Below are 24,030 nucleotides of genomic sequence, written 5' to 3'. Positions count from 1 at the left end.
CCTTTTCGATAGATTAGATTTATATAATAGAAAAGCGCATTGCCCTCCGTATGGAGAAGAATGCGCCAATGCGATATGGTGTACCCCTACATATTCGTACAATGCTCTTCGACTTCTTCCCAGGTATTGTACAGCTCGACAATTCGGCTGTCTTCATCCCCGTTGCCGGATTGCACTATGATAATCTCAAGCTCGGACATCGCCCGAATGCTATGCAGCGTCTTCATCGGAATATGAAGTACATTGCCCGCCTTCACCCGCATATAATTACCGTTCTGGATGAACTCGCCTTCGCCCTTTACGATGGTCCATACCTCTTCCCGGTTAATATGCAGTTGATAGCTGATGTTGCGGCCCTGCAGAATTCCTACCCGCTTCGTCACGACCAATCGGCCGTCATCGTAACGCTGATCATCCAGAATCCGCGCCCAGCCCCAGCTCCGCTCCTCGAACATCGGCCCTTGATTATAATTAATGAAGTCCTTTACCCGCGGGCTCGCGCTTTTGTCCGCCACGAGAATGCCGTCCGGACTTACAGCCACTACCACATTGGATAAACCAAGAATGGAGACGGGGATATCAATCTCGTTAATCAGATGAGTGTTTACGCTATCCTCGCTGATCATCCCTTTGCCGATGAGACGGTTGCCCATTTCTTCCGTTAATGTATTCCAGGTTCCAAGATCCTTCCAATACCCTTCATACGGACGGACAACGATATGCTCAGTCCGCTCAACCACTTCATAGTCGAAGCTGACCTTCGGCAGGGTATGATATTGCCGGACAAGCTCCTTATAATGAAGAGGCAAACCCTTTTGTTCCAGCAGCCCGATCAGAAAGCCAAGCTTGAACGCAAATACGCCGCAATTCCAGAGCGCGTCATATTCCTCAATCAATCTAGCCGCTCGTTCTTCCGACGGCTTCTCTTCGAACCGGTTCACCTGACGGTAACCGGCTTCATCCTGTTTGCCGGATGCAGAGGGCACGATATAACCGTATTTGGAGGAAGGATAGGTTGGTTTGACGCCAATCAAGGCGAGATTAGCTCCCGAGTCGTTCAAAACAGCCTCAAGCTGCTTGACCTCATCAAAAAAACGGCCTTCCACGTATGGATCAACCGGAAGAATCGCAATCACTTCGTCCAGTCCGGTTTCTTTCTCCGAATAGAGATAAGCAGCCGTTAAGGCAATTGCCGCAAACGTATCCCTGCGTTCCGGCTCGATAATCAGGGGCACATGGCGGCCGATCTGATTATGCATCATTTCTATCTGGGATTTGCCGGTAGCAATAAAGCTGCTATCCCCTAGACCCCGCTCCGTAATTTGGCCCCATACCCGCTGTACCATCGACACTAGCTGATGCTGTTCATCCTCGAGCACCTTCAGAAACTGCTTGGAGCGGGCGTCATTGGAAAGCGGCCAAAGCCTTTTTCCCGATCCGCCCGATAACAGGACAAGCTTCATTCCAATCCCCCTCCGTTTCGCTGAAGCGTCTAGTAAGCGTTCTTGGAACCGAACATGACCCTTACCGTAAGCAGCATCAGCTTTAGATCAAGCAGGAATCCCCGCTCCTCAATATATTTCAGGTCAAGCTCGACCATTTCCTTAAAGCTGAGCTCATTGCGCCCGCTGACCTGCCATAATCCCGTGCACCCAGGCAATACTTTGAGGCGAAGTTTATCGTAGCTTGTGTACTCGTTTACTTCACGCGGCAAGGCAGGACGCGGACCTACCAGCGACATGTCTCCGCGGATGACGTTCCACAGTTGAGGAAGCTCGTCAATGCTTGTTTTGCGGATGAACCTGCCAACCTTTGTAATCCGGGGGTCTTCCTTCATCTTGAACATGGCGCCTTTAATTTCGTTCTGGCTAAGCAGACTATCAAGCATTTCCTCGGCATTAGCTACCATGGAGCGGAATTTATACATCCTGAACGTCTGTTCGTTGCGGCCAACCCGTGTCTGATAGAAAAAGACCGATCCTTTAGGACTCTCAAGCTTAATTAATAAAGCGACAAGAAAAAAAAGCGGGGAAAGCAGAATTAACCCCAAGCTGGCGGCAATGAGGTCAAATCCGCGTTTGACCATTATGTAGACACGAAGAGGCCGACGCTCGTAGGCCGTATATATGGTTGCTGCATCAAAGACTGCATCGAGATCATTTTGCTGAGGAGTCGGAGCCATCAACATTCACCTCTAATTTATCTTATTGGACTGCTCCCGCAGCATCATTTCTTCCATAGCAGCGAGCAGGGGAATACGGAGTTCATCGTTTCTGAGGGCAAAATCGATCGTGGTTGTTATAAAACCAAGCTTCTCTCCAACATCATAGCGGGTTCCTTCAAAATCATACGCATATACGCCTTGCAACTCATTCAGCTTCTGAATCGCGTCGGTGAGCTGGATTTCTCCTCCGGCGCCTTCTTCCTGGTTTTTCAGACAGTCGAATATTTCCGGTGTCAGAATATAACGCCCCATAATCGCAAGATTGGAAGGCGCCTGTCCTCTGGCAGGCTTTTCTACAAACCGCTTTACCTGATACAGCCGGTCAAAGCTCTCGATAGGATCTACGATGCCATACCGGTGTGTCTGGTCTTCACGAACAGTCTGAACCCCTATGACGGAACGGTCTGTCCGTTCGTACTGCTCAATCAATTGCTTCACGCAAGGTACATGGGACTGAACAATGTCATCCCCAAGCAGAACGGCAAACGGCTCATCTCCGATAAAATTGCGTGCGCACCATACCGCATGACCGAGCCCGCGTGCTTCTTTTTGACGGATATAATGAATATCCACGTTGGAAGAGCGCCGAACCTCGTCCAGCAGATCGAATTTGCCTTTGCTGAACAAATTATGCTCAAGCTCAAAAGCATGATCGAAATGATCCTCGATCGCTCTCTTTCCTTTGCCCGTTACGATAATAATATCTTCAATGCCGGATGCAATTGCTTCTTCCACAATGTACTGAATCGTAGGTTTATCGACGATCGGCAGCATTTCTTTCGGCATTGCTTTGGTTGCCGGAAGGAACCGGGTTCCGAGTCCGGCAGCAGGAATAATAGCCTTTTTCACCTTATTCATTACTCTCTCACCCTCACCTATCCGATATAATATCTCTATAAAATACAAGCCCTGACTTATAGGTCTAGGGCTGCCAAACCAAATCCTTTATTCGATTGTTCCTTATTGGTTAAGAGTCGCATAAGTAGCTTCATTGAGCTCTTTTTTCATCTTGACGTTCGGCTTGTTCTTTAGTCCCATGTCCTGCTTATTGATCTTATTGATCAGTGCAAGAACCGGCAAATCCAAGGTTTGCAGCATTTCCGCTTCGTTCTTGATCGTGTCATCAAGATAATCGAGCAGGAAGATGATGCCGACTGCCAGCATACAAGAGACGATAAGGCTGATCAGCATATTCAAGATTGGGCTGTTATTGATCGGGCTAGGAATATCCTTCTCGTCCGCTTTGTCGAGAATGGTTACATTATCAACCTTCATGATATGAGGAATTTGATCCTTGAAGATTGCGGATACCGTATTTACGATTTGGGCGGCTTCTTTGTATGAGGCGCCGGTATACATGATGTCCATCACCTGTGATTCGTCAGCGGATTCTACCTTCACCTTTTGCGATAATTGATCCGCGGTAATGCCCAGGCTTGGATTCTGCTCGACAACCTTTTCCATGATGTAGGCCGATTCAACAATTTTTTTATAGGAATTGATGAGCATGACATTGGACTGCAGCAGACCAAGATTCAGTGCTTCCACGCCGGCTTGCTGGGGAGATTGATTGACGATCAGGGTAGCCTTGGCTTGATAAATCGGGGTTGTAAATAAGTAGCTTTTAACGCCGGTTGCAACGACAGCAACAATAACGATGGCGGCAATCAGCCACCATTTTTTTAATAGGATCTGAGCATACTGCTTAAGTTCCACTCGCTTCCCTCCTGCAGCCTTGTAGGACTTTAGATACAATTCGTATCAACATTTGTATACCTTACTTTAAGATACAAATCGTATCATGTCAATAGTTTTTTCAACGGTTTTCATAATTTTGCGACGGATTGTTGCGGAGAAGCACTCCAACAAAAAGAAGACCCCCATGCAAACGGTTACCCGTTTGATGAGGGTTTCTGGTCATTTTATAGTCTACGAATTTGGCTTTCTGCTGTCCCAATCGCTAAGGAATTTCGCAATGCCGGCATCCGTAAGCGGATGCTTCCAAAGGGACGGCAGCAGCGCTCCGGGAATCGTTGCAATATGCGCTCCGGCCAGCGCAGCCTGCTCGACATGCCCGATATGGCGGATGCTTGCCGCGATAATCTCCGCATGCATCCCATAGGTATGAAGGATCGTCCGGAGATCCCTAATTAGTCCTATGCCGTCCGTACCAATGTCATCCAGGCGGCCGACAAAGGGACTGATGTAGGTTGCGCCTGCTTTGGCAGCTATGAGACCCTGTGCGGCCGTAAAAATCAGCGTCACATTGGTCTTAATGCCTTTTTCCGACAAGGCGCGAGTTGCATACAGACCATCCTCGGTCATGGGCAGCTTAATGACGATATTTGGCGCCCAATCCGCGATATCAAAAGCCTCCATCAGCATCTCTTCCGAAGTAGTTCCTATAACCTCCGCACTGATTGGACCGTGAATAAAACCTGCAATTTCCTGGATAACTTCTTTGAAATCACGGCCTTCCTTCGCTATCAGGGACGGATTCGTCGTTACCCCGTCAACGAGGCCAAGCCTTGCAATTCTTCTGATTTCCTCGACATTAGCCGTATCAAGGAAAAACTTCATAGCTGTCCGCCAAAAAACATCCCGATCTCGCGTTCCGCGCTCTCAACGGAATCGGAGCCATGAACTATATTGCTCTCTACGCTTAATGCGTAATCGCCGCGAATCGTACCGGCATCGGCATCCGTAGGATTCGTGCGGCCGATTAGGGTACGGGCGTTTTTTACGGCACCGGGGCCTTCCCAGACCATGGCGAAAGAAGGACCGGAAGTAATGAACTCGACGAGTTCGCCAAAGAAAGGCTTCGCCGCGTGCTCGCTGTAATGGCGCTCTGCCAGCGGCGTATCGATCTCGATCAATTTGGCCTGTATGAGCCTAAAGCCTTTGTGCTCGAATCTTGCTACTATGCTGCCGATTAATCCACGCTTCACACCATCGGGCTTCACCATGACAAAGGTTCGTTCCATTTCCATTCCTTCTTTCATTCCTAGTTTATTTGCGCAATAGAGGTTTATTCGGTAAATAATGAAGCGACTTCACATACCTCACGGTACGCGTCTGTGCCCGCATGACCATGGAATGCGTCTCCGCGCGCTGTTCCGGCATATAGCGCACACCGCCTAGGAACTCTCCGGGCGTTACGCCGGTCGCCGCAAAGATAACATCCCCGGTCCCTACCATATCGTTGATATTTAATATTTTGCGAGGATCCGTCAGTCCCATAGAGACGCAGCGTTCATATTGCTCCTCGCTTTCGGGAATCAGCCTGCCTTGAATTTCACCGCCAAGGCACTTGAGCGCAGCTGCCGCAAGCACCCCTTCGGGCGCACCGCCCGAGCCAACATAAAGATCGATACCCGCTTCCGGAAAAGAAGGCGCAAGCGCTCCAGCGACATCCCCGTCCGATAAAAACTTGATCCGGACGCCCGCTTCTCTTAAATCGCGGGTTATATCCGCATGGCGCTCACGGTCCAGTATCATTACGGTCAGGTCCGTGATTGGCTTATCCAGCGCCAGTGCCGCCTTCTCCAGCGTTATGCGGATCGGGTCCTTCAGCGACAGCTTGCCGGCAAGCTCCGGTCCAACCGCAAGCTTTTCCATATACATGTCAGGCGCGTGAAGGAGCTGGCCTTTGCCTGCAACAGCCAATACGGCCATTGCGTTATTGAGTCCCCGCGCAACGATCTCCGTTCCTTCGAGCGGATCAACAGCAACATCAACCTCGGGTCCCTGCATGCTGCCGACCTGCTCGCCGATGTAGAGCATCGGGGCTTCATCCATTTCTCCTTCGCCTATAACAACCGTACCACGGATTGATACCGTATCAAACATGCTCCGCATCGCTTCGGTTGCTGCGCCATCGGCGCTGTTCTTATCTCCCCGGCCCATCCAAGGGGAAGCGGCTAGCGCCGCAAGCTCCGTGACTCGAACTAGCTCTAAAGACAATTCGCGTTCTAACATTTTTGGGCATCCTCTCATACGTATTGCCATATTTATGCGATAAATACGTTGGCGGCGTTTTTTTGTGCAGGATTTTCAATGGGTACCTAAGATAATTGCTCGATAATAAGTCCCGCGGTCTCTTCAATCGCGCGATTCGTAACATCTATAACCGGGCATTGGAATGCCTCCATCACGCTGGAAGCGTAGGCGAGTTCCTCCATAATCCGCTCCATGGAAGCATATTGCGCGGACTCCGGAAGGCCTAGCGTCTTGAGACGTTCAGTCCGGATATGCAGCAAATGCTCAGGCTTCATCGTAAGCCCTACAATTAAACGGCCCGGTGCCGGCGTAAGCTCGGCAGGTGGTTTGACCTCCGGCATAAGAGGCAGATTGGCCGTCTTGATTCCTTTATGGGACAAGAAGATGCTCAGCGGAGTCTTGGACGTCCTCGATACGCCGATGAGCACCACTTGAGCCTGCATCAGGCCGCGGGCATCCTTGCCGTCGTCGTATTTAACGGCAAACTCGATCGCTTCCATCCGGCGGTAATAATCGTCGTCGATGGAATGGAGAAGTCCAGGCTTACGTTTTGGAGAACTGCCGAATGTGTCAACAAAAGCCTGCATCATCGGGCCCATTACGTCAACCGCCCGTACTCCCCAGCGGAACGATTCTTCCTTCATTAGCTCGCGCAGCTCCGGCTGAACAAGCGTATAGCTGATAAACCCGCCGGTACGGGCGGCTTCAGCAACAATCTGGATAACTTCCTCTTCGGTCTTTACGTGGCCGAACCGTTTAATCTTGACATGATCGGATGCGAACTGCCGCAAGGTCGCTTTCGCGACGGCTTCTGCTGTCTCCCCTACCGCATCTGAACAAACGTAGATAATTTGCTCTGACATAAGCTCCTAATCCCCCAGTTCCGCAGCTGTTGCAATATCCGACATCAGCCGGATAATGTTCGATTTCGACACCCATCCGCTAATTTCCGCTCCGCCTTCACCGGGAATAATAACCGGCAGGCAGTCAACTTGATGGAGCATCATTTTTCGAATCGCATCCGAAACGGATTCTTCAGGAACAAGCGTAACGATATTCGGATAACGCGTCATCACCATGCTGACCGGTATGGCACCTGCGCCCGGATTACCAAGCGTGATCTTCAGCAGATCCTTGGGAGTCACGATACCCGCGAGATTCTTGTTCTCGTCCACGATCAGCAGCGTGTTGGCGTTCTCCGTGAACAAGGTGATAACCGCATCCTGTACGGATAACGTCTCCGGAATATTGACCGGAACCCCCTGGATCTCGTGAACCTTGATATTGTCAAAGCGCTGACGCGTTGCCGTGTCGTCGGTCGAACGGTAGGCTTCACCGAGAAAATAGCCAACCTTCGGCTTCGCGTCAAGCAGGTTCAGCATCACAAGCAGGGACAGGTCCGAGCGCAGCGTTGGGCGGCTGACGCCCATATACTCCGCAAGCTGCTCCCCTGTAATCGGCGCATGCTTTTTAACGAGCTCAAGCAATTCTAGCTGGCGATTCGATAGCTGGATAACGGTTCACCCTCTCATCCTTTTATTACACACATTAACCTATATAACCATCATTAATCGGATTTAATATAGCACATATATATTTATTACACAATATATGTTCTAACACATCCGAATTGTGCTCTATTTATGCTATGCATATAGCCAGTAGGACAGGAGTCCTGCACTTTTTTTCTAGTTGCCGGTCAACCGAACCCAATCTCCGCTCCTGCTAGTTCTCCCAGCCCCATGCAAGTCGGTTTCTTACTCTTATTCACCTTTCCCACTCCCTCTCCGCTCCCACCAACCGCTCGCAAGTCGGTTTTTCCTCTTATTTACCTTCCTCCATTCCTCTCCGCTCCCACCAACCGCCCGCAAGTCGGTTTTTCCCTCTTATTTACCTTCCTCACATCCTCTCCTCTCCCACCAACCGCCCGCAAGTCGTTTTTTTCCTCTTATCTACCTTCCTCCATTCCTCTCCGCTCCCACCAACCGCTCGCAAGTCGGTTTTTTCCTCTTATTTACCTTCCTCCATTCCTCTCCGCTCCCACCAACCGCTCGCAAGTCGGTTTTTCCCTCTTATTTACCTTCCTCCATTCCTCTCCGCTCCCACCAACCGCTCGCAAGTCGGTTTTTCCCTCTTATTTACCTTCCTCCATTCCTCTCCGCTCCCACCAACCGCTCGCAAGTCGGTTTTTCCCTCTTATTTACCTTCCTCCATTCCTCTCCGCTCCCACCAACCGCTCGCAAGTCGGTTTTTCCCTCTTATTTACCTTCCTCCATTCCTCTCCGCTCCCACCAACCGCTCGCAAGTCGGTTTTTCCCTCTTACTTACCCTCCCACTTGAACAAACCGCACAAATAATGGTAAACTGAAACTAAATCTAACTTCCGGTCGTGAAGAACACGCCGCTTCCTTGACGCATAGCGTCTTGGAAAGCGGCGTGTTTTATTTTTGAAAGGAGCTTAAAACTATGTCTTTCGAATCTGTTCATCAAAAGTGGTATGAAATGCACCTGAAAAAGCTCAATGGAAAAGACAAAGAAAGGCTCATGCAAGGACATGCACATGCCGAAAGATTGTTCTTAAAAAATGTGTGGTTTACGGCTTTTCGTAACTTTGAGAACTTGCATCCGGAGTATAAGGTAGCCGACTTCCGTGACGGCGCAAGGTATCTTGACTTTGCTTACCTCAAATACCCACTTAAACTGAGTATTGAGATTGATGGTTTTGGACCTCACTTATCGCAGGCTAGCCGTAACCATTTCTCAGATGATCGCATCCGGCAAAATCACTTAGTTATTGATGGATGGCGAATTCTAAGGTTTTCCTATGACGATATCTGCGACAGACCACGGATGTGCGAGCAAATCGTGCAACAGTTTATGAGCACTTGGTTGGACCGGCATTACACGGAGCGTTCATCAGATGCAATCATCCAGCACGAAGTATTACGCCTTGCTTTGCGTACCGAAAAACCACTCCGCGCTCGCGAGGTCAGTACTTACCTAACCGTTCACATTGAAACGGCACGCTCCATTTTAAGAGAGCTGGCAAAGCTCAACCTGTTGCTTCCTTGCGGGGGAGGAAAACAGCGCGTCCATTCTTATGTCGTTAACAAGGAAAACCTGGACGATCGAATCATTCACTAAATGAGCGAGAGCTGCTCTTTGAAGATAAAAAAACGCATCATCCCAAGGATGATGCGTTTTCCCCAATACCTATTCCGTCAATTCCAGGAATAGGTCGATATCCTTCGTTGTAAGCTCAACCGCATCGCGCCAGAAATCGGCTTCTTCGAGGTTGACGCCAAGATGCTTTTTCGCCAGCTCCTCTACCGTCATGCGGCCGGTATCGCGCAGAAGCTGCACGTAACGTTCCGCGAACGCCGGTCCTTCCTCCAGAGCGCGTGCATAGATTCCCGCGCTGAACAGGTAGCCAAACGTATACGGGAAGTTGTAGAACGGTACGCTTGTAATATAGAAGTGAAGCTTGGAGGCCCAGAAATGCGGATGCAGCTCGCCAAGCGCTCCGCTGAATGCTTCGCGCTGAGCTTCTTCCATGAGACTGTTCAGCTTCTCTACCGGTACGATACCTTGCTTACGCTCCTCATAGAAGCGCGTTTCGAACAATACCCGGGCATGGATGTTCATAAAGAACGCAACGGCGTTCTGGATTTTGTCCTCCAGGAGGCCCAGCTTTTCTTCGCGGTCAACAGCCGTCTTCATCGCCGAATCCGATACGATAAGCTCGGCAAAAGTGGATGCCGTCTCCGCTACGTTCATCGCGTATTCCTGCGACAGCGCCGGCAGATCGTCCATGACATATTGATGGTACGCATGTCCAAGCTCATGGGCAAGCGTCGAAACGTTATCCGCAGTGCCCGAGTAGGTCATGAAAATCCGCGTCTGGCGGCTCTTAGGGAAAGAAGTACAGAAACCGCCGGGGCGCTTGCCCGCACGGTCTTCCGCTTCGATCCAGGCGTCACGGAAGGCCACTTCCGAGAAATCCGCCATATCCGGGCTGAACTTGCGGAACTGCTCCACGATAAACTTCGCACCTTCGTCAAAGCTTATTGTTCGTGCCGAAGAACCAAGCGGCGCGCTGACATCATGCCAATCCAGCTTTTCCAGACCCAACAGCTTCGCCTTCCGTTCCAGGTAACGGACAAGCTTCGGCTTGCCTTCGTTGATCGCCGACCACATCGCGTTGAAGGTATCCTCGGACATCCGGTTAATTTGCAGCGGCTCCTTCAACACCGATTCCCAGCCGCGTTTGCCGTACAGCTTCAGTCTGAAGCCTGCAAGACGGTTAAGCGCATCCGCACACAGCTCCGCGGCATCGCCCCACTCGCGTTCCCATTCGGCAAAAGCACGGATACGGACCGAACGATCGCCGTCCGACAGCCGGTTGAACATTTGTCCTGCGGATAGAACCTTCTCTTCACCGTTCTCGCCGATATCCGTAAACTTCGCACGGGATACGATCAGATCGTACAGAGCTCCCCAGCCGTGATAACCGTCAACCGCAAGATCGCCGGCGAGCGCTTCAAGCTCAGGAGCAAGCTTTTCCTTCGCCAGCTCGCGGCGTTCGGACAAGCTGAATGCGATCTCGCCAAGCGGACCGTCGCTAACGATACCGGCCCATTCCTCATCGCCAATCTGGCGAAGCTCATTATCGTAACGCGTTAACGCTCCAAGCAGCTTGGCGCTGATCGTTTTTACGCGGTCGCTTAAGCCGCTAGCCGCGGAGTCTTTCATATTTTGTGCCTGCAGGCATTCAACGAATGATTCCGATTGACGCAGACGGATCAGCACGGACTGCAGAATAGCCGTCGTATCTTCAATCTTTTTCTTGGCCTCCAGGGAACTGTCGGACAGCAGCCGGTCCAGCTCTGCCACATCCTTCTCGATGCCGACCAATTCACTGGCGAAAGCGGCCGAACCCGAGCCTCCTTCATAAAACGTCTCCAAATCCCATTTCATTGGATAATTGCTAGTCGTCATTCAACCGTTCCTCTCCTTCGCGTTCGTATTGGCCTTCCTTATGTAAGCCTTCAATAGAAAAAACCGCCACAAAAAGATCGACAAATAAATTTGCGCAATCTTGCTTCAGCGGTGTATAACTTAATTATATCCAGATTGGAGGAATAACACCATGTCACAACCCTTGCAAATTTCACCCGAAACAGCAATCAAGTTGTCCAAGCAGCTTGGCGTGCCGCTCGAGCATTTAATGCATATGCCTAAACATATATTACTGCAGAAGCTGACCGAACTGGCAAAAGCGGAAGCAGAGGCTGGAAAACCGTCTGAATCCGCTCCTGGTACGGAGGAGTCGTCCTCATGATTCCGTTTGAGAGGACTTGGCCCTATGACATTGTAATGAAGGACGTTTACGTTCCCAGCTGCCCCTTCTGCAGCAGCGAGAACGTACTCATCCCTCTTCGCGTTCGGGAGATCGAGGACATTCAGCATGGCAAGAAAAAGCTGCTTGTCTTCCCTTGCTGCCATAACAAAGTCACGGTCCTCGATATGGACCAAGACTACATGCTGACGGATCAGCGGCTCCGCAGGCTAAGCCATTGATGCAGGACAAGCCTTTACGCCGTCGTCTGCACGGGAGCTTCATTCTCTCCCGTCGCAGCGGCCGGCGATACCGGCTGCCCCTGCTCCAGCTGTTCCCGGATAAGCTGCCATTGCTCGCGGCTCCGCCGGATCATGGCCTCATCCATAATGCGCTTGTCGCTGACAATACGCGAGAACCATTTTACCGCTTCCGACAGCTCGCCCGTTCGCCGGTTGAGTTCCCCGATAATATACATCAGCTTCGCATTGTTTAATTGCGAGCCTTCTTCCTCGTAGACCTTAATATATGCCTGGAGAGCGAACCGCATAAAACGCAGCTCCTCCTGCTGATTTCCCTCGTAACGGTATAACCATGCAATATGATGCAGAATACCCGCTATAACCCTAGGCTTTTCCTCAACCGCCTGCGCCGACAATAGGGCCAGCTTGTACACCTTCATCGCCTGCGCCGCATCGCGTTCACCGCCATAATCATATGGAGTCCAGCGTGAGCCGATCTGCTCCAAATATTCTTTGCGCTGCCGCTCGGTAAGCCTTTGCGTACCATTCTCCGTTGTTGCAAATCCGCAAGTCGGACAGACCCGGACTACGTAAAACTCCGGATTTGCTTCCGCCCGGTAATAACCGCAAAAATCAGAATCGATAGCCACCGCTTTTTTAAAGCTTGGGCGAACTCGTGATGTCGTAAAGATGGTCTCACAGCAAATGCAATTCATCTTTGTCTGATAGAGCGGCTCCATACCCATCCATCTCCTATTCGGGTGTGTTCACAAAATGGTTGGCCGGACCTGACAATCTCTCAATAATGTACGCTTGAAGCTCTTCATCGAGGCCGGAAGCCTCCTGCAGTGCCCGCTTCATGCAATCAAGCCAGGCTTCCGCATGCTTCGGCGTGATCGGAAAAGGCATATGCCGCGCCCGCATCATTGGATGGCCGTATTCATCGGAAAACAGCGTAGGTCCTCCAAAAAACTGCGTTAAAAACATAATCTGCTTCTCCATAACGGGGATGATGTTTTCCGGAAATAGTGGACCAAGCAGCTCATGCGCCTGCACCTTAGGGTAAAAAGACTCAACGATTCGTCTTAAAGTCTCAGCTCCACCAATTGCTTCATAAAGGCTTATATTCCTATTCATCGTCAATTTCATCTCCATCATGTAGGTATTTAGTATTATAACACAAAAAAAACCCCGCATCGTCACCAATGCGGGATTATTATTGATTAGCTGCAACGATTAACCTTCGTAGTCCTCTTCTCCCGGTGCTGTCAGTGATTCTCGGATGACATACACAAACGCACAGACCAGAATGCCAGCGATTATACTCATTATCATCACTCCAAGCCTTCAAAGGTAACTCCATTGTAACATAAAAAAACGGACCGTCCAGCCCTTTTTGCAAGCGTTTTCTTAGAATTATGAAAAAAATTTTCCGTCGCGAAAACTACGCCTGTAGTGATGGATGTCCACCTTTCTTCATATACCTCATGTAGGGGTTGTACATTATGTTTTTCCGCATGTCCAAAAGTCCAAAGGAGGACGCATCCATGCTCCGAACGCTTACCCGGCCGGCATCGATAACCGGCCTTATCGCCTTGCTCATCGTCCTGCTGATGGCCGTGTTCCCCTCCCAAACTCTCGAGTCGGCGCTGCGGGGATTATCGATATGGTGGCAGGTCTTATTCCCGGCCCTTTTCCCTTTCTTCGTTATTTCCGAGCTGCTGCTCGGCTTCGGGATTGTCCATTTCTTCGGCAAGCTGCTAGATCCGTTGATGAGGCCATTATTTCGCCTTCCTGGCATCGGAAGCTTTGTCGTGACGATGGGATATGTATCCGGCTATCCGGTTGGGGCAAGGCTTACCGCCCAGCTGTGGGAGCAGGGCCTTGTCAAACGCGCGGAGGGCGAGCGGCTTGTTGCTTTTACGACAACATCGGATCCGATCTTTCTGATCGGTGCAGTGTCGGTCGGTTTTTTCCACAATGCCGCACTCGCTCCCGTGCTTGCAGTCGCCCACTATGGCGGTGCTTTTATTATCGGACTTCTCATGCGGTTCCATGACCGCCACGAGCCGGTTACCGAATCCCTAAGGCGGGCGCCTTCACGCCGGAGCTCCCGGCTGGTTGAAGCAACCAAAGCGATGCATGAAGCCAGGCTTCTGGATGGCCGAAGTCTCGGCAAGCTGCTGCAGGACAGCATTCAATCCGCGCTGCGTCTTATGATGGTTGTAGGCGGACTTGTCGTTTTTTTCTCCGTTGTGATGGAGCTTCTCACTCATGCTGGCGTTGTTGAGGCATTGGCCGAAGGGCTGCGGTTACTGTTCGGCGCTGTTGGGCTTCCGGCGAAGCTGGCCGACGCCATAGTGTTTGGCTTATTCGAGGTAACGCTTGGTGCGCGGGCTGCGGGGGAAGCAGGTACCGGATTGATGCATCAGGCCGCTATTGCCGCATGGATTTTGTCTTGGGGAGGGCTTTCCGTTCATGCCCAGGTGCTAAGCTTGCTAAGCCGCACGGATCTGCGTTATATGCCGCTAATGCTGGCCCGCCTGGCTCATGCTTTTATCTCCGTTGCACTCGTTTATTTACTATGGGGATGGCTCGCACCTTAAACTTTTGTATCGGCGTTGAATTTGAAGCCATATTCCTATATCATCATTAGTATCTTTGCAATAGGCCGGAAGGGGTTTAAATTTCTTGAAATATGCAGTCATCGATCGTGGCGATCAATTATCGAAATCATTAGCGGAGCGATTCCATCAGCTGGCGGCAGAACGCGGACTTAAGCGTCATGACGAAACACCGGACATCATTGTGTCTATCGGCGGAGACGGAACGCTGCTCCAGGCTTTCCACAAATATACCGAACGGGTAACCGATGTATCCTTTGTTGGTATTCATACGGGTCATCTTGGCTTTTACGCCGACTGGAAAGCAGATGAATTAGAGACGCTTGTCACCTTGATGGCGGAAGAAACGCCCCATCTCGTCCGTTATCCGCTTGCGGAAATCGCGGTGGAGACCGATGAGCAAAATTATTACTACCTGGCGCTAAACGAATTTACGCTAAAAGGCGTTGACGCTACTCTCGTCGTACAGCTTAGCGTTAACGATGAGTCTTTCGAAATGTTCCGGGGAGACGGAATCGTCATTTCCACCCCGTCTGGAAGCACGGCTTACAACAAAAGCGTCGGCGGCGCTATCGTTCACCCGTCCATTGAATCGCTGCAGATTGCCGAGATCGCGTCGATTAACAACCGCGTGTACCGGACGCTTGGATCGTCGTTCCTGCTGCCGCAGCATCATCACTGCGATATTATTTCGAAAAAGGAACAGCGCTTGCTGCTAACGATCGATCATCTCAGTCTTCAACGGACCGATATCCGCTCCATACGCTGCAGTGTCTCTACCCGCAAGGTCAGCTTTGCAAGGTACCGTCCGTTCCCGTTCTGGAACCGCGTCCGTGATGCATTTGTCGATATGTGAGAAAACCTCTATCGAAGTCCCTTGAAGATGATCGACCGCGTTTAGAGGTAGGTTTTATCGCCAAATAGAATTTCAGTTTCCACTTTTCGTGGAACTTGTAAATTCTATTGCGGTGAAAAAAAGGGCTGTCCACCGGTCTCGATGACCTGCGGACAGCCCTTTCATTATGTTTATTGACGGCTTCCTTGTTCTTTGTTGTTCTCTTTGTTGTTCTCTTTGTTCTTCTCTTTGTTTCTGTCCCGCTCTCCACGCTCTCCACGCTTCTGACCGGACGGAGAATGAACCGCTGCTTGCTCGGATGCTGCGGCGACATCCTTGTTCGCAGCCGATCTAATCGGCTTCTTGCCGTTAGGACGATAGCTTCTTCGATGCTGCTCTTTTCCGCTGCGCTGCTGATGATGCGACTGGCCATGCTGTCGGGACGGCTGCTGCTGTTGCTGCTGCGAATCCTCAGCGTGACGTCCGCCGCCTCTTCCCGCGGTTGCGCTTTCCCTGGCAGCTGCCGCGGCACCCGCCAATACGGCATCAGCAAGCGAAGAAGCCCCAACCTCCTGCTCGTCCTCGGCATCAATCTTATCCTGCCCATAGGTATCCTGTTTCGAGGAAGCTTCCTGCTCATCTCCCGATTCTTCATCCGGAGACTTTGCAGCCGTACCGGTCTTCTCCAGAACGAAATACGCGCAGCCGAAATTGCAGTATTCGTTAACATAATCGGACATTCCGGAATACGCGCTGTCCTTCGTTGCTTTCATATGGTTATCGCGGAAAAAGCCCTTCAGGCGCAGCTGGCTGTAGCCCCAGTCGCCAATAATAAAATCGTAGCGTTCTAAAACCTCGCTGTAACGATCCTTGAACGCATCTGCGTTCCAGCCGTTGCGATTTTCATGGATAAGTTCATATATTTTGCCGCCAATTTGGATCAATTCCGTTTCCCCTCTTTCGAATTCCCCAATAGAAGCTTATACGTTGCTAAGCTCGCGTTCCTCTGCTTCAGCAGCCGAATCGGTCTGCTCATGCGCATGGTAGGAGCTCCGTACCAGCGGTCCCGACTCAACATGACGGAAGCCGCGTTTATAGCCTTCTTCCTTCAAGCTTTTGAATTCATCCGGGTGCACATAACGTTCAATCGGCATGTGATTTGGCGTAGGCTGCAAATATTGACCCAGCGTCAGAATGTTGCAATCTACCGCGCGAAGATCATCCATCGCCTGCAGCACTTCTTCGTAGGTCTCCCCAACGCCAAGCATAATACTGGATTTCGTTGGAATCTTCGGATTCATTTCCTTTGCCCGTCTCAGAAGTTCCAGAGATCTTCTGTATTTCGCTTTCGCGCGCACGCGGTTCGACATCCGCTCAACGGTCTCGATGTTATGGTTCAGAATGTCCGGCTTCGCATCCATAACGATCTTCAGCGACTCTTCATTACCCATAAAATCAGGAATCAGTACTTCTACGCGAGTGAATGGCATCCGCTCGCGAATAGCCTTGATGGTACCGGCAAAAATCGAAGCGCCGCCATCAGCCAAATCATCGCGGGCAACGGATGTCACTACGCAGTGGCGCAGTCCCATTTGCTCGGCTGCTTCCGCTACGCGCTGCGGCTCCTGCAGATCAAGCTCCGTAGGAAGGCCTGTCTTAACGGCACAAAAGCGGCAGGCGCGCGTACAAATATCACCCAAAATCATAAAGGTTGCCGTACGGTTGGCCCAGCACTCGTAAATATTCGGGCAACGTGCTTCCTCGCAGACGGTATGCAGCGTTTTGGTGCGCATCATGTCTTTGATTTCGGTGTAGTTGCCTTCGGTTGTAAGCTTTATTTTAAGCCAGTCCGGCTTTTTCAATTTTTCTTTGCTTGATTTCATATGGAATTCCCTGCTTTCACGTTCAATTGGACAGTCGAATCTCACCGTTTATTATAGCATAGTTCGGATAAAATCCAATGATTTGCAAAACATAACGAATATTGCTTCGAGCTTTCGAAAGGGTGGAACGATTGAAACAGACTTTTTCTATTGCCTTGGCTGCCGTTGTCGCTTCCATGCTAATATCCGGGCAAACAGGCTATGCAAATCCGAATCAAAACGCGAACACAAATGCTGGCAACACCAAACCTGCTCAAACCCAATCTTCGGAAGGAGAGGTTGATCCCTTAACCAGCAGACAGCAGCTTTACGACAGGCTAAGCACCGTTACCGGCATTCCTTGGTACCGTATCGCTGCCGTTGACCAATACGAGCGTACGTTGTCCAAAGCGAGGCCAAAAGCCCGCCCTCAATTGGGCGGTATCGTCGGCATCTATATCGACGAGGAGCAATGGACCGGCCCGCTTAATCCGGATTCGTCCGATAACGTACCGGCTTCGATTCAGTGGTTCAACGGCGTTGGCCGTGACGGAGACGGAGACGGCTTTGCCGACCGCAACAACGATCTCGACCTGCTGTATTCCGTAGCGAACAGACTGCTTGAATATGGCGGGTCTACGGAAGACGATTTCTCCATTGGCGTATGGGAGTATTATCATAATAGCAGGGCTGTGCAGCGTATTCAGCAGTTTTCCAATATTTACGCTACCTTCGGACGTCTGGACTTGTATGAGCATGCGTTTCCCGTCCCGGTCGGAACCAATTACTCGTACCGCAGCACCTGGGGCAATGCCCGCGGCTGGGGAGGACGGCGGACTCACGAAGGAACCGATATTTTCGCCAATCACGGCATTCCTGTCCGCAGCACCTGCTTTGGCGTCGTGGAGATAAAAGGCTGGAATCCTTACGGAGGCTGGCGGATCGGTATCCGGGATTTGAACAACTACTATCACTATTACGCCCATTTGTCCGGATTCGATAAGACCATTGGCATCGGTACGATTGTAAAACCTGGTCAAACGATCGGTTGGGTTGGCAGCTCCGGTTACGGCAAGCCCGGAACGCAAGGCAAATTCCCGCCGCATCTGCATTACGGAGTCTATCGCGATCGCGGGCTTATCGAATGGGCATTTGATCCTTATCCGCTCTTGCGACGGTGGGAACAGGATGAGCGGAACCGGTTAAAAGCAGCAAGCAGATAAAAGGGGCAATCCCAAAGGCCGATTTCGATCCGACCTTTAGGGGTGCCCCTTTATTTTTTATCCGCCGCCTCCCGCATTGGCTGCATTCGCGTTGCCTGCGTTATTGGCCGAATTGTTGCCGCTCTTTGTAGGCAGCGAGGAATCGTCCGAATCCAGCTGCTCTTTCAGCATGCTTCCGTCCGACTGTTGGGTAACCCCTTGGCCCTTCGACATTGGCAGCGAGATATTCGGAGCGTTTGGCGCGGATTCGCCAACCGCCTTGCCTTCATTATCGTAGTAATACATGGGCACGTCGCCAACAACGAGCAGATACGAGATCGGAATTTCCGTCTCCACAATTTGCGGATCCGTCTCAAACGGCACGATAATGGCAACCTCGGATACGATATGAATGTACACTTCGATTAGAATCATATTGATGCCGGCATTCGTCTGGCGCGTGTTCAGGTCCACCTTCACGGCTCCAACCGGCTCGAACTTGACCGGAATTCTTGGACCGTACGTCGAGATCAGCGCACTGCCAAGCGCATTGCCGACAGGGATATGCTCGGGAATCTCTTTCAGCTCATCAAGCGTTGCCTGTACCGTCTTGATCGTCTCCGACCGGATCTTCGTATGCTCGGCATAGTTCAGCATAAAGCCGGACACCTTGCCGTCGCTGTTCATTTTCCAATCGATAAGCTTCTCGAAATCGGCATTGCTGACAACCTCATCCGTCGTGGCCTTATTAATCGCCTGTGTGGCGACCTGCTTGATCCGCAGCTGAGCAACCTTCATAAGAGGCGGACGCAGATGCTTTTCGATATAAACAAGGGATTGAAGAGTTCCAATAAGAAGGATAAGTACAGTAACGATAATCCATAGCTTGGTGCGCCGTTTGCCGGATTTTAGCCTCGTTCCCCCGCCTCCGCTTCCTACCGAGCTGATGCTCATTGTTTTGATGCCTCTTCCGGGCGGTCTGACCGGGCGTTTGCGCGGCTGCCACATTCCGCCCCAGTTCCCAGCTGGCTTTGGCTTTCGCGGTGACCGCCACTTGCTTGTTCCCCATGGCTTTGGCGCGCTGCCAGAAGCAGAGATTTTGCTTCCCCAGCTGACCCGCTTCACCTTCGCAAAAGGGCGGCTAGACCATAGTTGCTGCCGGCTCAGGCCAAGTGACCGAAGCATCCAACCCCTTCGTCCCCATTTTGTCACTTCCATCGCCTCCTAAAAAGAATTGCCACATAATTGGCCATGTTTAGGCCAGTTGCGGTAATTCTTACTTCGTAAGCCCGTACCTCTACATGCTTATGCAAGGCAAGGACAAAAAAGACGACCTCCCGCCTGGGGCGACCGTCCGGCAGCTTCTGTTAGATTTTAATCCCAGTACCCTTTGTGTACGGCCACAACCTCTTCTTCAAGCTCGGGGAAAGGTCCAATTACTTCGATCGGCTTCTGGCCTTTCGCGAAAATATCCCGGCATGGCAGATTAAACGTCGGATTCTGCTCATGATCCCCCGTCAGCTTCAGCAGCGCTTCCTCAGTCGCGGCGTAGACCACTTTTCCGACATTGCCCCAATAGATGGCACCCGAGCACATCGCGCATGGCTCAAAGGTTGTGTAGAGGGTGTAGTTCCATAGATCATGATGCTCGAATTGATGGGAGGCCTTCTCCATCAGCGCGGTTTCGGCATGTCCGGTGCATCGTTTTTCCGTAAGCTCGACGTTCTCCTGCTCCAGGACAATCTCGCCCTGCTCGTTCACAAGGATCGCGCCAAACGGCGTATTGCCGTTCTCTCTCGACCGGCGGGACACCTCAATGCAATATTTCAAATAATACGCGTGATCCTGCTTCATGTTCTCTCGCTCCCTTCGTTTCCCTTATCTTAGTCAGAGCTTCGCGAGGAGTAAACGAGCCCGGAGCAACTTTGTGGCGGTGACTAAACCGGGCCTGCCTCTTTAGTTGCCGCGCACAGTCGGGAAAGCGCTTCGTATGCGGGAGACGCTTGTGCTATAATAGCCGAAGCACATTTTGGATAGATGATGGAGGATGTTATGTTAACTTTTGACGAAAAGCTGGCTATTATTGAATCGTTCCCGGAGCTGACCCGGACTGATGTATCTTTGGGACGCGTGAACTTCCAATTCGAGAACAGCTTATATGACCGCAAAAATGTCGTGTACCACCTGCACCCGAACGGTAACGGCTTCGTGTATGCCGGGCTGCTGCGCAATTTCAGCCAGGACGATAAAGGCATGATCAATATCCGCGACTACAACGAGCTTCAGCTTCGGACGCTGCTCCGCCAATCGATCGATTCGCTCTCCGTACGCGAGGAAGAGCCGGCTCCCAAGCCGTCGCGCAACCGCAAGAAGAAAGACCAGCTATGGACAAACGAAGAGAATCAAAGCCTGACCGTAAAATGGGAAGACGATATGTGGTACGTCTATTCGGGTCTTAATCTGGAGATGGCGTTTGAAGCGTACGGCGAGGTAGAGGAATACATGAAAGAAGAAGGGTTCCGCCGGGAGCAGAATTAAGTGAAGGATGGCGGAATTTTGTGAGGGACCGTCATTACGGAAATGTATCTCGTAAGCATAGGCTTTCTTCCAGGAGATACATTTCCTTCACTCCTCCTACTCCGACGGTGGGAGTAAGCAGAAAAGGGCAGCCCAATGATCTGGGCTGCCCTTTTTCTTGTGTCAGTTCAGTTCAATTATCTACTACTCGTGGCTAATTGAGCGTATAAGACGGTTTTTCCATGTTACAGACCACATCGGATCTTTACGAGCAGCCAATGGAGGCAGATAAGACGGTTTTTCCGTGTTACAGGCCACTTTAGAGCTTTGCGGGCAGCCAATGGAGGCAGATAAGACGGTTTTTCCGTGTTACAGGCCGCTTTAGAGCTTTGCGGGCGGCCAACAGAGGCAGATAAGATGATTTTTCCGTGTTACAGACCACTTTGGAACTTTCCGAACGGTCAATGGAGGCAGATAAGACGGGTTTTCCGTGTTACAGACCACTTTGGAACTTTCACAACGGTCAAAGGAGGCAGATAAGACGGGTTTTCCGTGTTACAGGCCGCTTTAGAGCTTTGCGGGCGGCCAACAGAGGCAGATAAGATGAGTTTTCCGTGTTACAAACCGCCGTCCGGATTCCTCGGTAGCTAAAGAAATAGTTCTGGTTATATATTCCAATAACATCCAAACTGCACTATGATTAGATCAACTACTGGATGGTCACCGTTCCATTACGAAATGGAGGAGCTTCTATGTTCCAGCTTGTTGGCGTGATCTTTATTGTCGTGGGGATTCTCAATCTGTTATATCCGAGGGCGGGCTGGTACATGCAATACGGCTGGCGATTCAAGAATGCGGAGCCTAGCGATGCCTCGCTCGTTATGGGTAGAATCTCGGGCATCATCGGTATCGCTATTGGCATTTTTCTGTTCTCCGGATTTTTCCCTTTCCTCTAAAACCAAAGGGCAGCCAAATGAATGGCTGCCCTTTGCGGTTCCTTTAAAAATAAAATTGCAGGACGGAATAGAGGAAATGGATCTCCTGGGGGAACGCTTAAGCTTCCGAAGTAGCTTTCTTTCAGAAAGCTTTTAAGTGCTCGCCTTTGCTTGAGCTTTGCAACGCCTAGAACCTTGTTCAGGCAAAGCGAGAGCAACAGCGACCGGAAGGAGATTCATTTTCGTCGAGACGAAACTACAATTCCCCTCACGGCGCCCTCTTCGGCAACTGCCTGACATACTGGTCCGAGAGACTCATCAGCTTCATGATGTAGTCGTAGTCGCTCTTGTACTTCGAGAAGTCCCGAACGGGCTCCATCGTTTTGAGCGAGTAGGCTGTGCCGTCGTCAAAGCCTTTGCCCGGAACGAACAGGATATCGTTGTTGAAGAACGATCCTGTCGGCAAATAATACCGCATGCCAAATACGTTATGGTTAATATTCAGCAGGTCATGCCCGAATGGAACAACCCCTTCGTCCGCGGGCTTCACGCCCAGCAGGTTCGCGAGCGTTGGCATAATATCAAGCTGTCCTCCCGGCTGTTCTACGACATGGCCGCTGTTCTGACCCGGCACATGGATAATCAATGGGATGTTGAAACGGCTGAGCCGATCATCGTAATGAATGCCCAGCTGCTGGCTGATCTCCGCCGCGCTGGCTTTCTCCGGCTGCAAGCCAAAGTGGTCGCCATACGCAACAAGCACGGTATCGTCCCACATGCCGTTCGCCTTCAGGCGGTCAATCAACGTGCCAAGCGCATAATCCGTGTAATGGACAGCCTGCAAATAATTGCCGAGCTGCGTTCCTTCCATAGAAGCCGGCAGCGTTAAGTCGGTCCGGTCCTTCGGCACCTCGAACGGAAAATGGCTGGAGACGGTGACCGTCTGCGCGTAAAACGGCTTCTTCTGCTCGTGCAGCGCCTGCAGCTTGTCTACGGCAACCCGGTACAGCTCCTCATCCGACGCGCCAAATGCATTGAAGTGATCATTCGTATAAAATGGCTTGTCATAATAATGATTAAAACCAAGTGCCGGATACAGCTTGTTCCGGTCCCAGAACGTTACATCGTTTACGTGAAACGTGTTGGTTTCATACCCTTTACTCTCCAGCATGCGCGGCATGCTTGGCAGCTCGCGGTTGCCATAACCCGTCGACATGGCAATCTCGCCCGTCGGATAAATCGAGGTATTCGACATAAACTCCGCATCCGAGGTATTGCCTTGGCCGATCTGCTGATAAATATGAGGGAAATAATAGCTCTCGTCTGCCAGCTTGTTCAGCACGGGCGTCAGCTCCACTCCGCCAACGGACAGATGAACCGGAAAGTTCTGAAAAGCCTCCATCTGGACAACGATAACATTTTTCCCCTGTGCGGTTCCGAATTGAATAGCCGGCTGGCCCGGTTGATCTTGATAAGAATAAGAAGACATCAGTTCGTTAATATCCGCTTTGGTCTGTTCGATATCGCCGCTGCTTGCCATCGCCTTCTCGCTTTGGTTCTCCCAGGCCGCAGCCGCCTGATACCCGATAAAGCCTAACCCTTCGGCTTGCTCCAGTTCATTCGGAATATCGTTCCCGGCATAAACCAGGCTTCCGGAAACAACGATACAGATCAGAAGGCCGCCAGTGACGAGACGGAGCTGGCCGATTCTTTTTCGCCCCGAGACCCGGGTTCCTCTGATCAAACGGACGATATACAAGATTGCTAGAATCGCAAGGTCCAGAAAATAAATATAATAGATACTCTTAATTAGCGATTCTACGCTGTCTTGAATTTGATTAACTTGATCAAGCGCCTTCAGAGCCGTATATGTCGGCACGGAGCCGTAATAACTGAAGTAGACGGTTGACGCAAAGAGCAGGACGGACACAATCAAATTCACCGCCCAATAAGCGATCCCTCTCCATCTTGAGGCTGTAACAAGCTCCACGATAAGGAGCAGCCCCAGCCAGGCCGCCGCATCCGCCAGAAGGCCGTTCCACTGCAGTTCTCCGAATAGGAACATCCGGAACACGACGGATTTCACAAGCAGCAGAAGCCAAATTCCGATCATCGGCGACCGCCGGTAATCATCTTTGTAGAACGATAGCAATGTATTCACTCTCCCATACAGAAAAAAAGAAAAGAAGCCGTCAAATGACGGCCACTTTGTTTATCTACTTATTCTATTTATAGTAACCGATTTACTAGTA

General features: G+C 51.0%; 25 protein-coding genes. 8 read left to right on the top strand and 17 right to left on the bottom strand.

All coding sequences use genetic code 11. The annotated features are described in order from the left end of the window. Positions 1–86: 86 nt before the first annotated feature. The 9 genes from PJDR2_RS06405 to PJDR2_RS06365 all read right to left on the bottom strand — a co-directional run bounded on the left by PJDR2_RS06405 (position 87) and on the right by PJDR2_RS06365 (position 7,710). Positions 87–1,463: a sugar phosphate nucleotidyltransferase gene (locus tag PJDR2_RS06405; protein ID WP_015842845.1), complete on the bottom strand. Its 1,377-nt coding sequence runs from the start codon at positions 1,461–1,463 to the stop codon at positions 87–89. A 29-nt stretch (positions 1,464–1,492) separates the two neighbouring features. Next, positions 1,493–2,182, bottom strand: coding sequence for a sugar transferase (locus tag PJDR2_RS06400; RefSeq protein ID WP_015842844.1), 690 nt, complete (start codon positions 2,180–2,182; stop codon positions 1,493–1,495). Between the two features lie 12 nt (positions 2,183–2,194). Beyond that, positions 2,195–3,082: a UTP--glucose-1-phosphate uridylyltransferase GalU gene (gene galU, locus PJDR2_RS06395; RefSeq protein WP_015842843.1), complete on the bottom strand. Its 888-nt coding sequence runs from the start codon at positions 3,080–3,082 to the stop codon at positions 2,195–2,197. Positions 3,083–3,184: 102 nt separating this feature from the next. Then, positions 3,185–3,940 (bottom strand): YveK family protein, encoded by a 756-nt coding sequence (locus tag PJDR2_RS06390; RefSeq protein ID WP_015842842.1) that lies wholly within the window; start codon positions 3,938–3,940, stop codon positions 3,185–3,187. Positions 3,941–4,153: 213 nt separating this feature from the next. Next, positions 4,154–4,804 carry a fructose-6-phosphate aldolase gene (gene fsa / locus PJDR2_RS06385; RefSeq protein WP_015842841.1) on the bottom strand — a complete coding sequence of 217 codons (651 nt, stop codon included), beginning with the start codon at positions 4,802–4,804 and terminating at the stop codon, positions 4,154–4,156. After that, the gene (gene ndk, locus PJDR2_RS06380; RefSeq protein ID WP_015842840.1) at positions 4,801–5,208 is read right to left on the bottom strand and encodes a nucleoside-diphosphate kinase; all 408 of its coding nucleotides are present in this window, start codon (positions 5,206–5,208) and stop codon (positions 4,801–4,803) included. The genes fsa and ndk overlap by 4 nt, the downstream gene beginning before the upstream one ends. A gap of 25 nt (positions 5,209–5,233) precedes the next feature. Further along, the gene (glpX, locus tag PJDR2_RS06375) at positions 5,234–6,202 is read right to left on the bottom strand and encodes a class II fructose-bisphosphatase (protein WP_015842839.1); all 969 of its coding nucleotides are present in this window, start codon (positions 6,200–6,202) and stop codon (positions 5,234–5,236) included. An 86-nt stretch (positions 6,203–6,288) separates the two neighbouring features. After that, positions 6,289–7,086, bottom strand: coding sequence for a pyruvate, water dikinase regulatory protein (locus PJDR2_RS06370; RefSeq protein ID WP_015842838.1), 798 nt, complete (start codon positions 7,084–7,086; stop codon positions 6,289–6,291). Between the two features lie 6 nt (positions 7,087–7,092). Continuing rightward, on the bottom strand, positions 7,093–7,710 hold the full coding sequence (locus PJDR2_RS06365) for a CBS domain-containing protein (RefSeq protein WP_015842837.1): 618 nt from the start codon (positions 7,708–7,710) through the stop codon (positions 7,093–7,095). A gap of 979 nt (positions 7,711–8,689) precedes the next feature. Between PJDR2_RS06365 and PJDR2_RS06360 the strand changes: the two genes are divergently transcribed. Next, complete coding sequence (locus PJDR2_RS06360; protein ID WP_015842836.1) at positions 8,690–9,367, top strand: hypothetical protein; 678 nt, start codon at positions 8,690–8,692, stop codon at positions 9,365–9,367. Positions 9,368–9,436: 69 nt separating this feature from the next. Here PJDR2_RS06360 and PJDR2_RS06355 read toward each other — a convergent pair whose 3' ends face one another. Then, positions 9,437–11,221 (bottom strand): M3 family oligoendopeptidase, encoded by a 1,785-nt coding sequence (locus tag PJDR2_RS06355; RefSeq protein WP_015842835.1) that lies wholly within the window; start codon positions 11,219–11,221, stop codon positions 9,437–9,439. A 151-nt stretch (positions 11,222–11,372) separates the two neighbouring features. On the opposite strand from PJDR2_RS06355, the gene PJDR2_RS06350 reads away from it, so the two are divergent. Together PJDR2_RS06350 and PJDR2_RS06345 are read left to right on the top strand one after the other, a co-directional pair. After that, complete coding sequence (locus tag PJDR2_RS06350) at positions 11,373–11,564, top strand: YycC family protein (RefSeq protein WP_015842834.1); 192 nt, start codon at positions 11,373–11,375, stop codon at positions 11,562–11,564. Beyond that, positions 11,561–11,803, top strand: coding sequence for a hypothetical protein (locus tag PJDR2_RS06345; RefSeq protein ID WP_015842833.1), 243 nt, complete (start codon positions 11,561–11,563; stop codon positions 11,801–11,803). Before PJDR2_RS06350 ends, PJDR2_RS06345 begins: the two co-directional genes overlap by 4 nt. Before the next feature lie 14 nt (positions 11,804–11,817). Here the strand turns inward: PJDR2_RS06345 and PJDR2_RS06340 are convergent, their stop codons facing one another. Then, positions 11,818–12,543, bottom strand: a complete 726-nt coding sequence (locus PJDR2_RS06340) for a DUF2225 domain-containing protein (protein ID WP_015842832.1) — start codon at positions 12,541–12,543, stop codon at positions 11,818–11,820. Between the two features lie 13 nt (positions 12,544–12,556). Continuing rightward, a complete protein-coding gene (locus PJDR2_RS06335; RefSeq protein WP_041613309.1) occupies positions 12,557–12,940 on the bottom strand; it encodes a globin in 384 nt (127 codons plus the stop codon). A gap of 410 nt (positions 12,941–13,350) precedes the next feature. On the opposite strand from PJDR2_RS06335, the gene ylbJ reads away from it, so the two are divergent. Continuing rightward, positions 13,351–14,409, top strand: a complete 1,059-nt coding sequence (gene ylbJ, locus PJDR2_RS06330; RefSeq protein WP_015842829.1) for a sporulation integral membrane protein YlbJ — start codon at positions 13,351–13,353, stop codon at positions 14,407–14,409. 85 nt (positions 14,410–14,494) lie between these two features. Next, on the top strand, positions 14,495–15,283 hold the full coding sequence (locus tag PJDR2_RS06325; RefSeq protein WP_015842828.1) for an NAD kinase: 789 nt from the start codon (positions 14,495–14,497) through the stop codon (positions 15,281–15,283). 170 nt (positions 15,284–15,453) lie between these two features. Here PJDR2_RS06325 and PJDR2_RS32340 read toward each other — a convergent pair whose 3' ends face one another. Both PJDR2_RS32340 and lipA read right to left on the bottom strand, forming a co-directional pair. Next, on the bottom strand, positions 15,454–16,206 hold the full coding sequence (locus tag PJDR2_RS32340) for a YutD family protein (RefSeq protein WP_015842827.1): 753 nt from the start codon (positions 16,204–16,206) through the stop codon (positions 15,454–15,456). Between the two features lie 36 nt (positions 16,207–16,242). Continuing rightward, entirely contained in the window at positions 16,243–17,145 is a 903-nt protein-coding gene (gene lipA / locus PJDR2_RS06315; protein ID WP_015842826.1) for a lipoyl synthase, read from the bottom strand. 176 nt (positions 17,146–17,321) lie between these two features. Between lipA and PJDR2_RS06310 the strand changes: the two genes are divergently transcribed. After that, positions 17,322–18,347, top strand: coding sequence for a M23 family metallopeptidase (locus PJDR2_RS06310; RefSeq protein WP_083778245.1), 1,026 nt, complete (start codon positions 17,322–17,324; stop codon positions 18,345–18,347). A 57-nt stretch (positions 18,348–18,404) separates the two neighbouring features. On the opposite strand, the gene yunB is transcribed toward PJDR2_RS06310, so the two are convergent. After that, complete coding sequence (yunB, locus tag PJDR2_RS06305) at positions 18,405–19,538, bottom strand: sporulation protein YunB (RefSeq protein ID WP_265525104.1); 1,134 nt, start codon at positions 19,536–19,538, stop codon at positions 18,405–18,407. A 162-nt stretch (positions 19,539–19,700) separates the two neighbouring features. Next, entirely contained in the window at positions 19,701–20,180 is a 480-nt protein-coding gene (locus tag PJDR2_RS06300; RefSeq protein ID WP_015842823.1) for a nucleoside deaminase, read from the bottom strand. A 198-nt stretch (positions 20,181–20,378) separates the two neighbouring features. Here PJDR2_RS06300 and PJDR2_RS06295 point away from each other — a divergent pair, with 198 nt between their 5' ends. Together PJDR2_RS06295 and PJDR2_RS06290 are read left to right on the top strand one after the other, a co-directional pair. After that, positions 20,379–20,864, top strand: coding sequence for a hypothetical protein (locus PJDR2_RS06295; RefSeq protein ID WP_015842822.1), 486 nt, complete (start codon positions 20,379–20,381; stop codon positions 20,862–20,864). 731 nt (positions 20,865–21,595) lie between these two features. Further along, the gene (locus tag PJDR2_RS06290) at positions 21,596–21,799 is read left to right on the top strand and encodes a DUF6199 family natural product biosynthesis protein (protein WP_015842821.1); all 204 of its coding nucleotides are present in this window, start codon (positions 21,596–21,598) and stop codon (positions 21,797–21,799) included. A 247-nt stretch (positions 21,800–22,046) separates the two neighbouring features. Here PJDR2_RS06290 and PJDR2_RS06285 read toward each other — a convergent pair whose 3' ends face one another. Further along, positions 22,047–23,891, bottom strand: coding sequence for an LTA synthase family protein (locus PJDR2_RS06285; RefSeq protein WP_015842820.1), 1,845 nt, complete (start codon positions 23,889–23,891; stop codon positions 22,047–22,049). Between the last annotated feature and the right edge of the window lie 139 nt (positions 23,892–24,030).

Source organism: Paenibacillus sp. JDR-2 (assembly GCF_000023585.1).
Taxonomy (GTDB): Bacteria; Bacillota; Bacilli; order Paenibacillales; family Paenibacillaceae; genus Pristimantibacillus.
The sequence above is the reverse complement of the archived record's forward strand: the minus strand, read 5'-3'. Positions and strand labels throughout refer to the sequence as shown.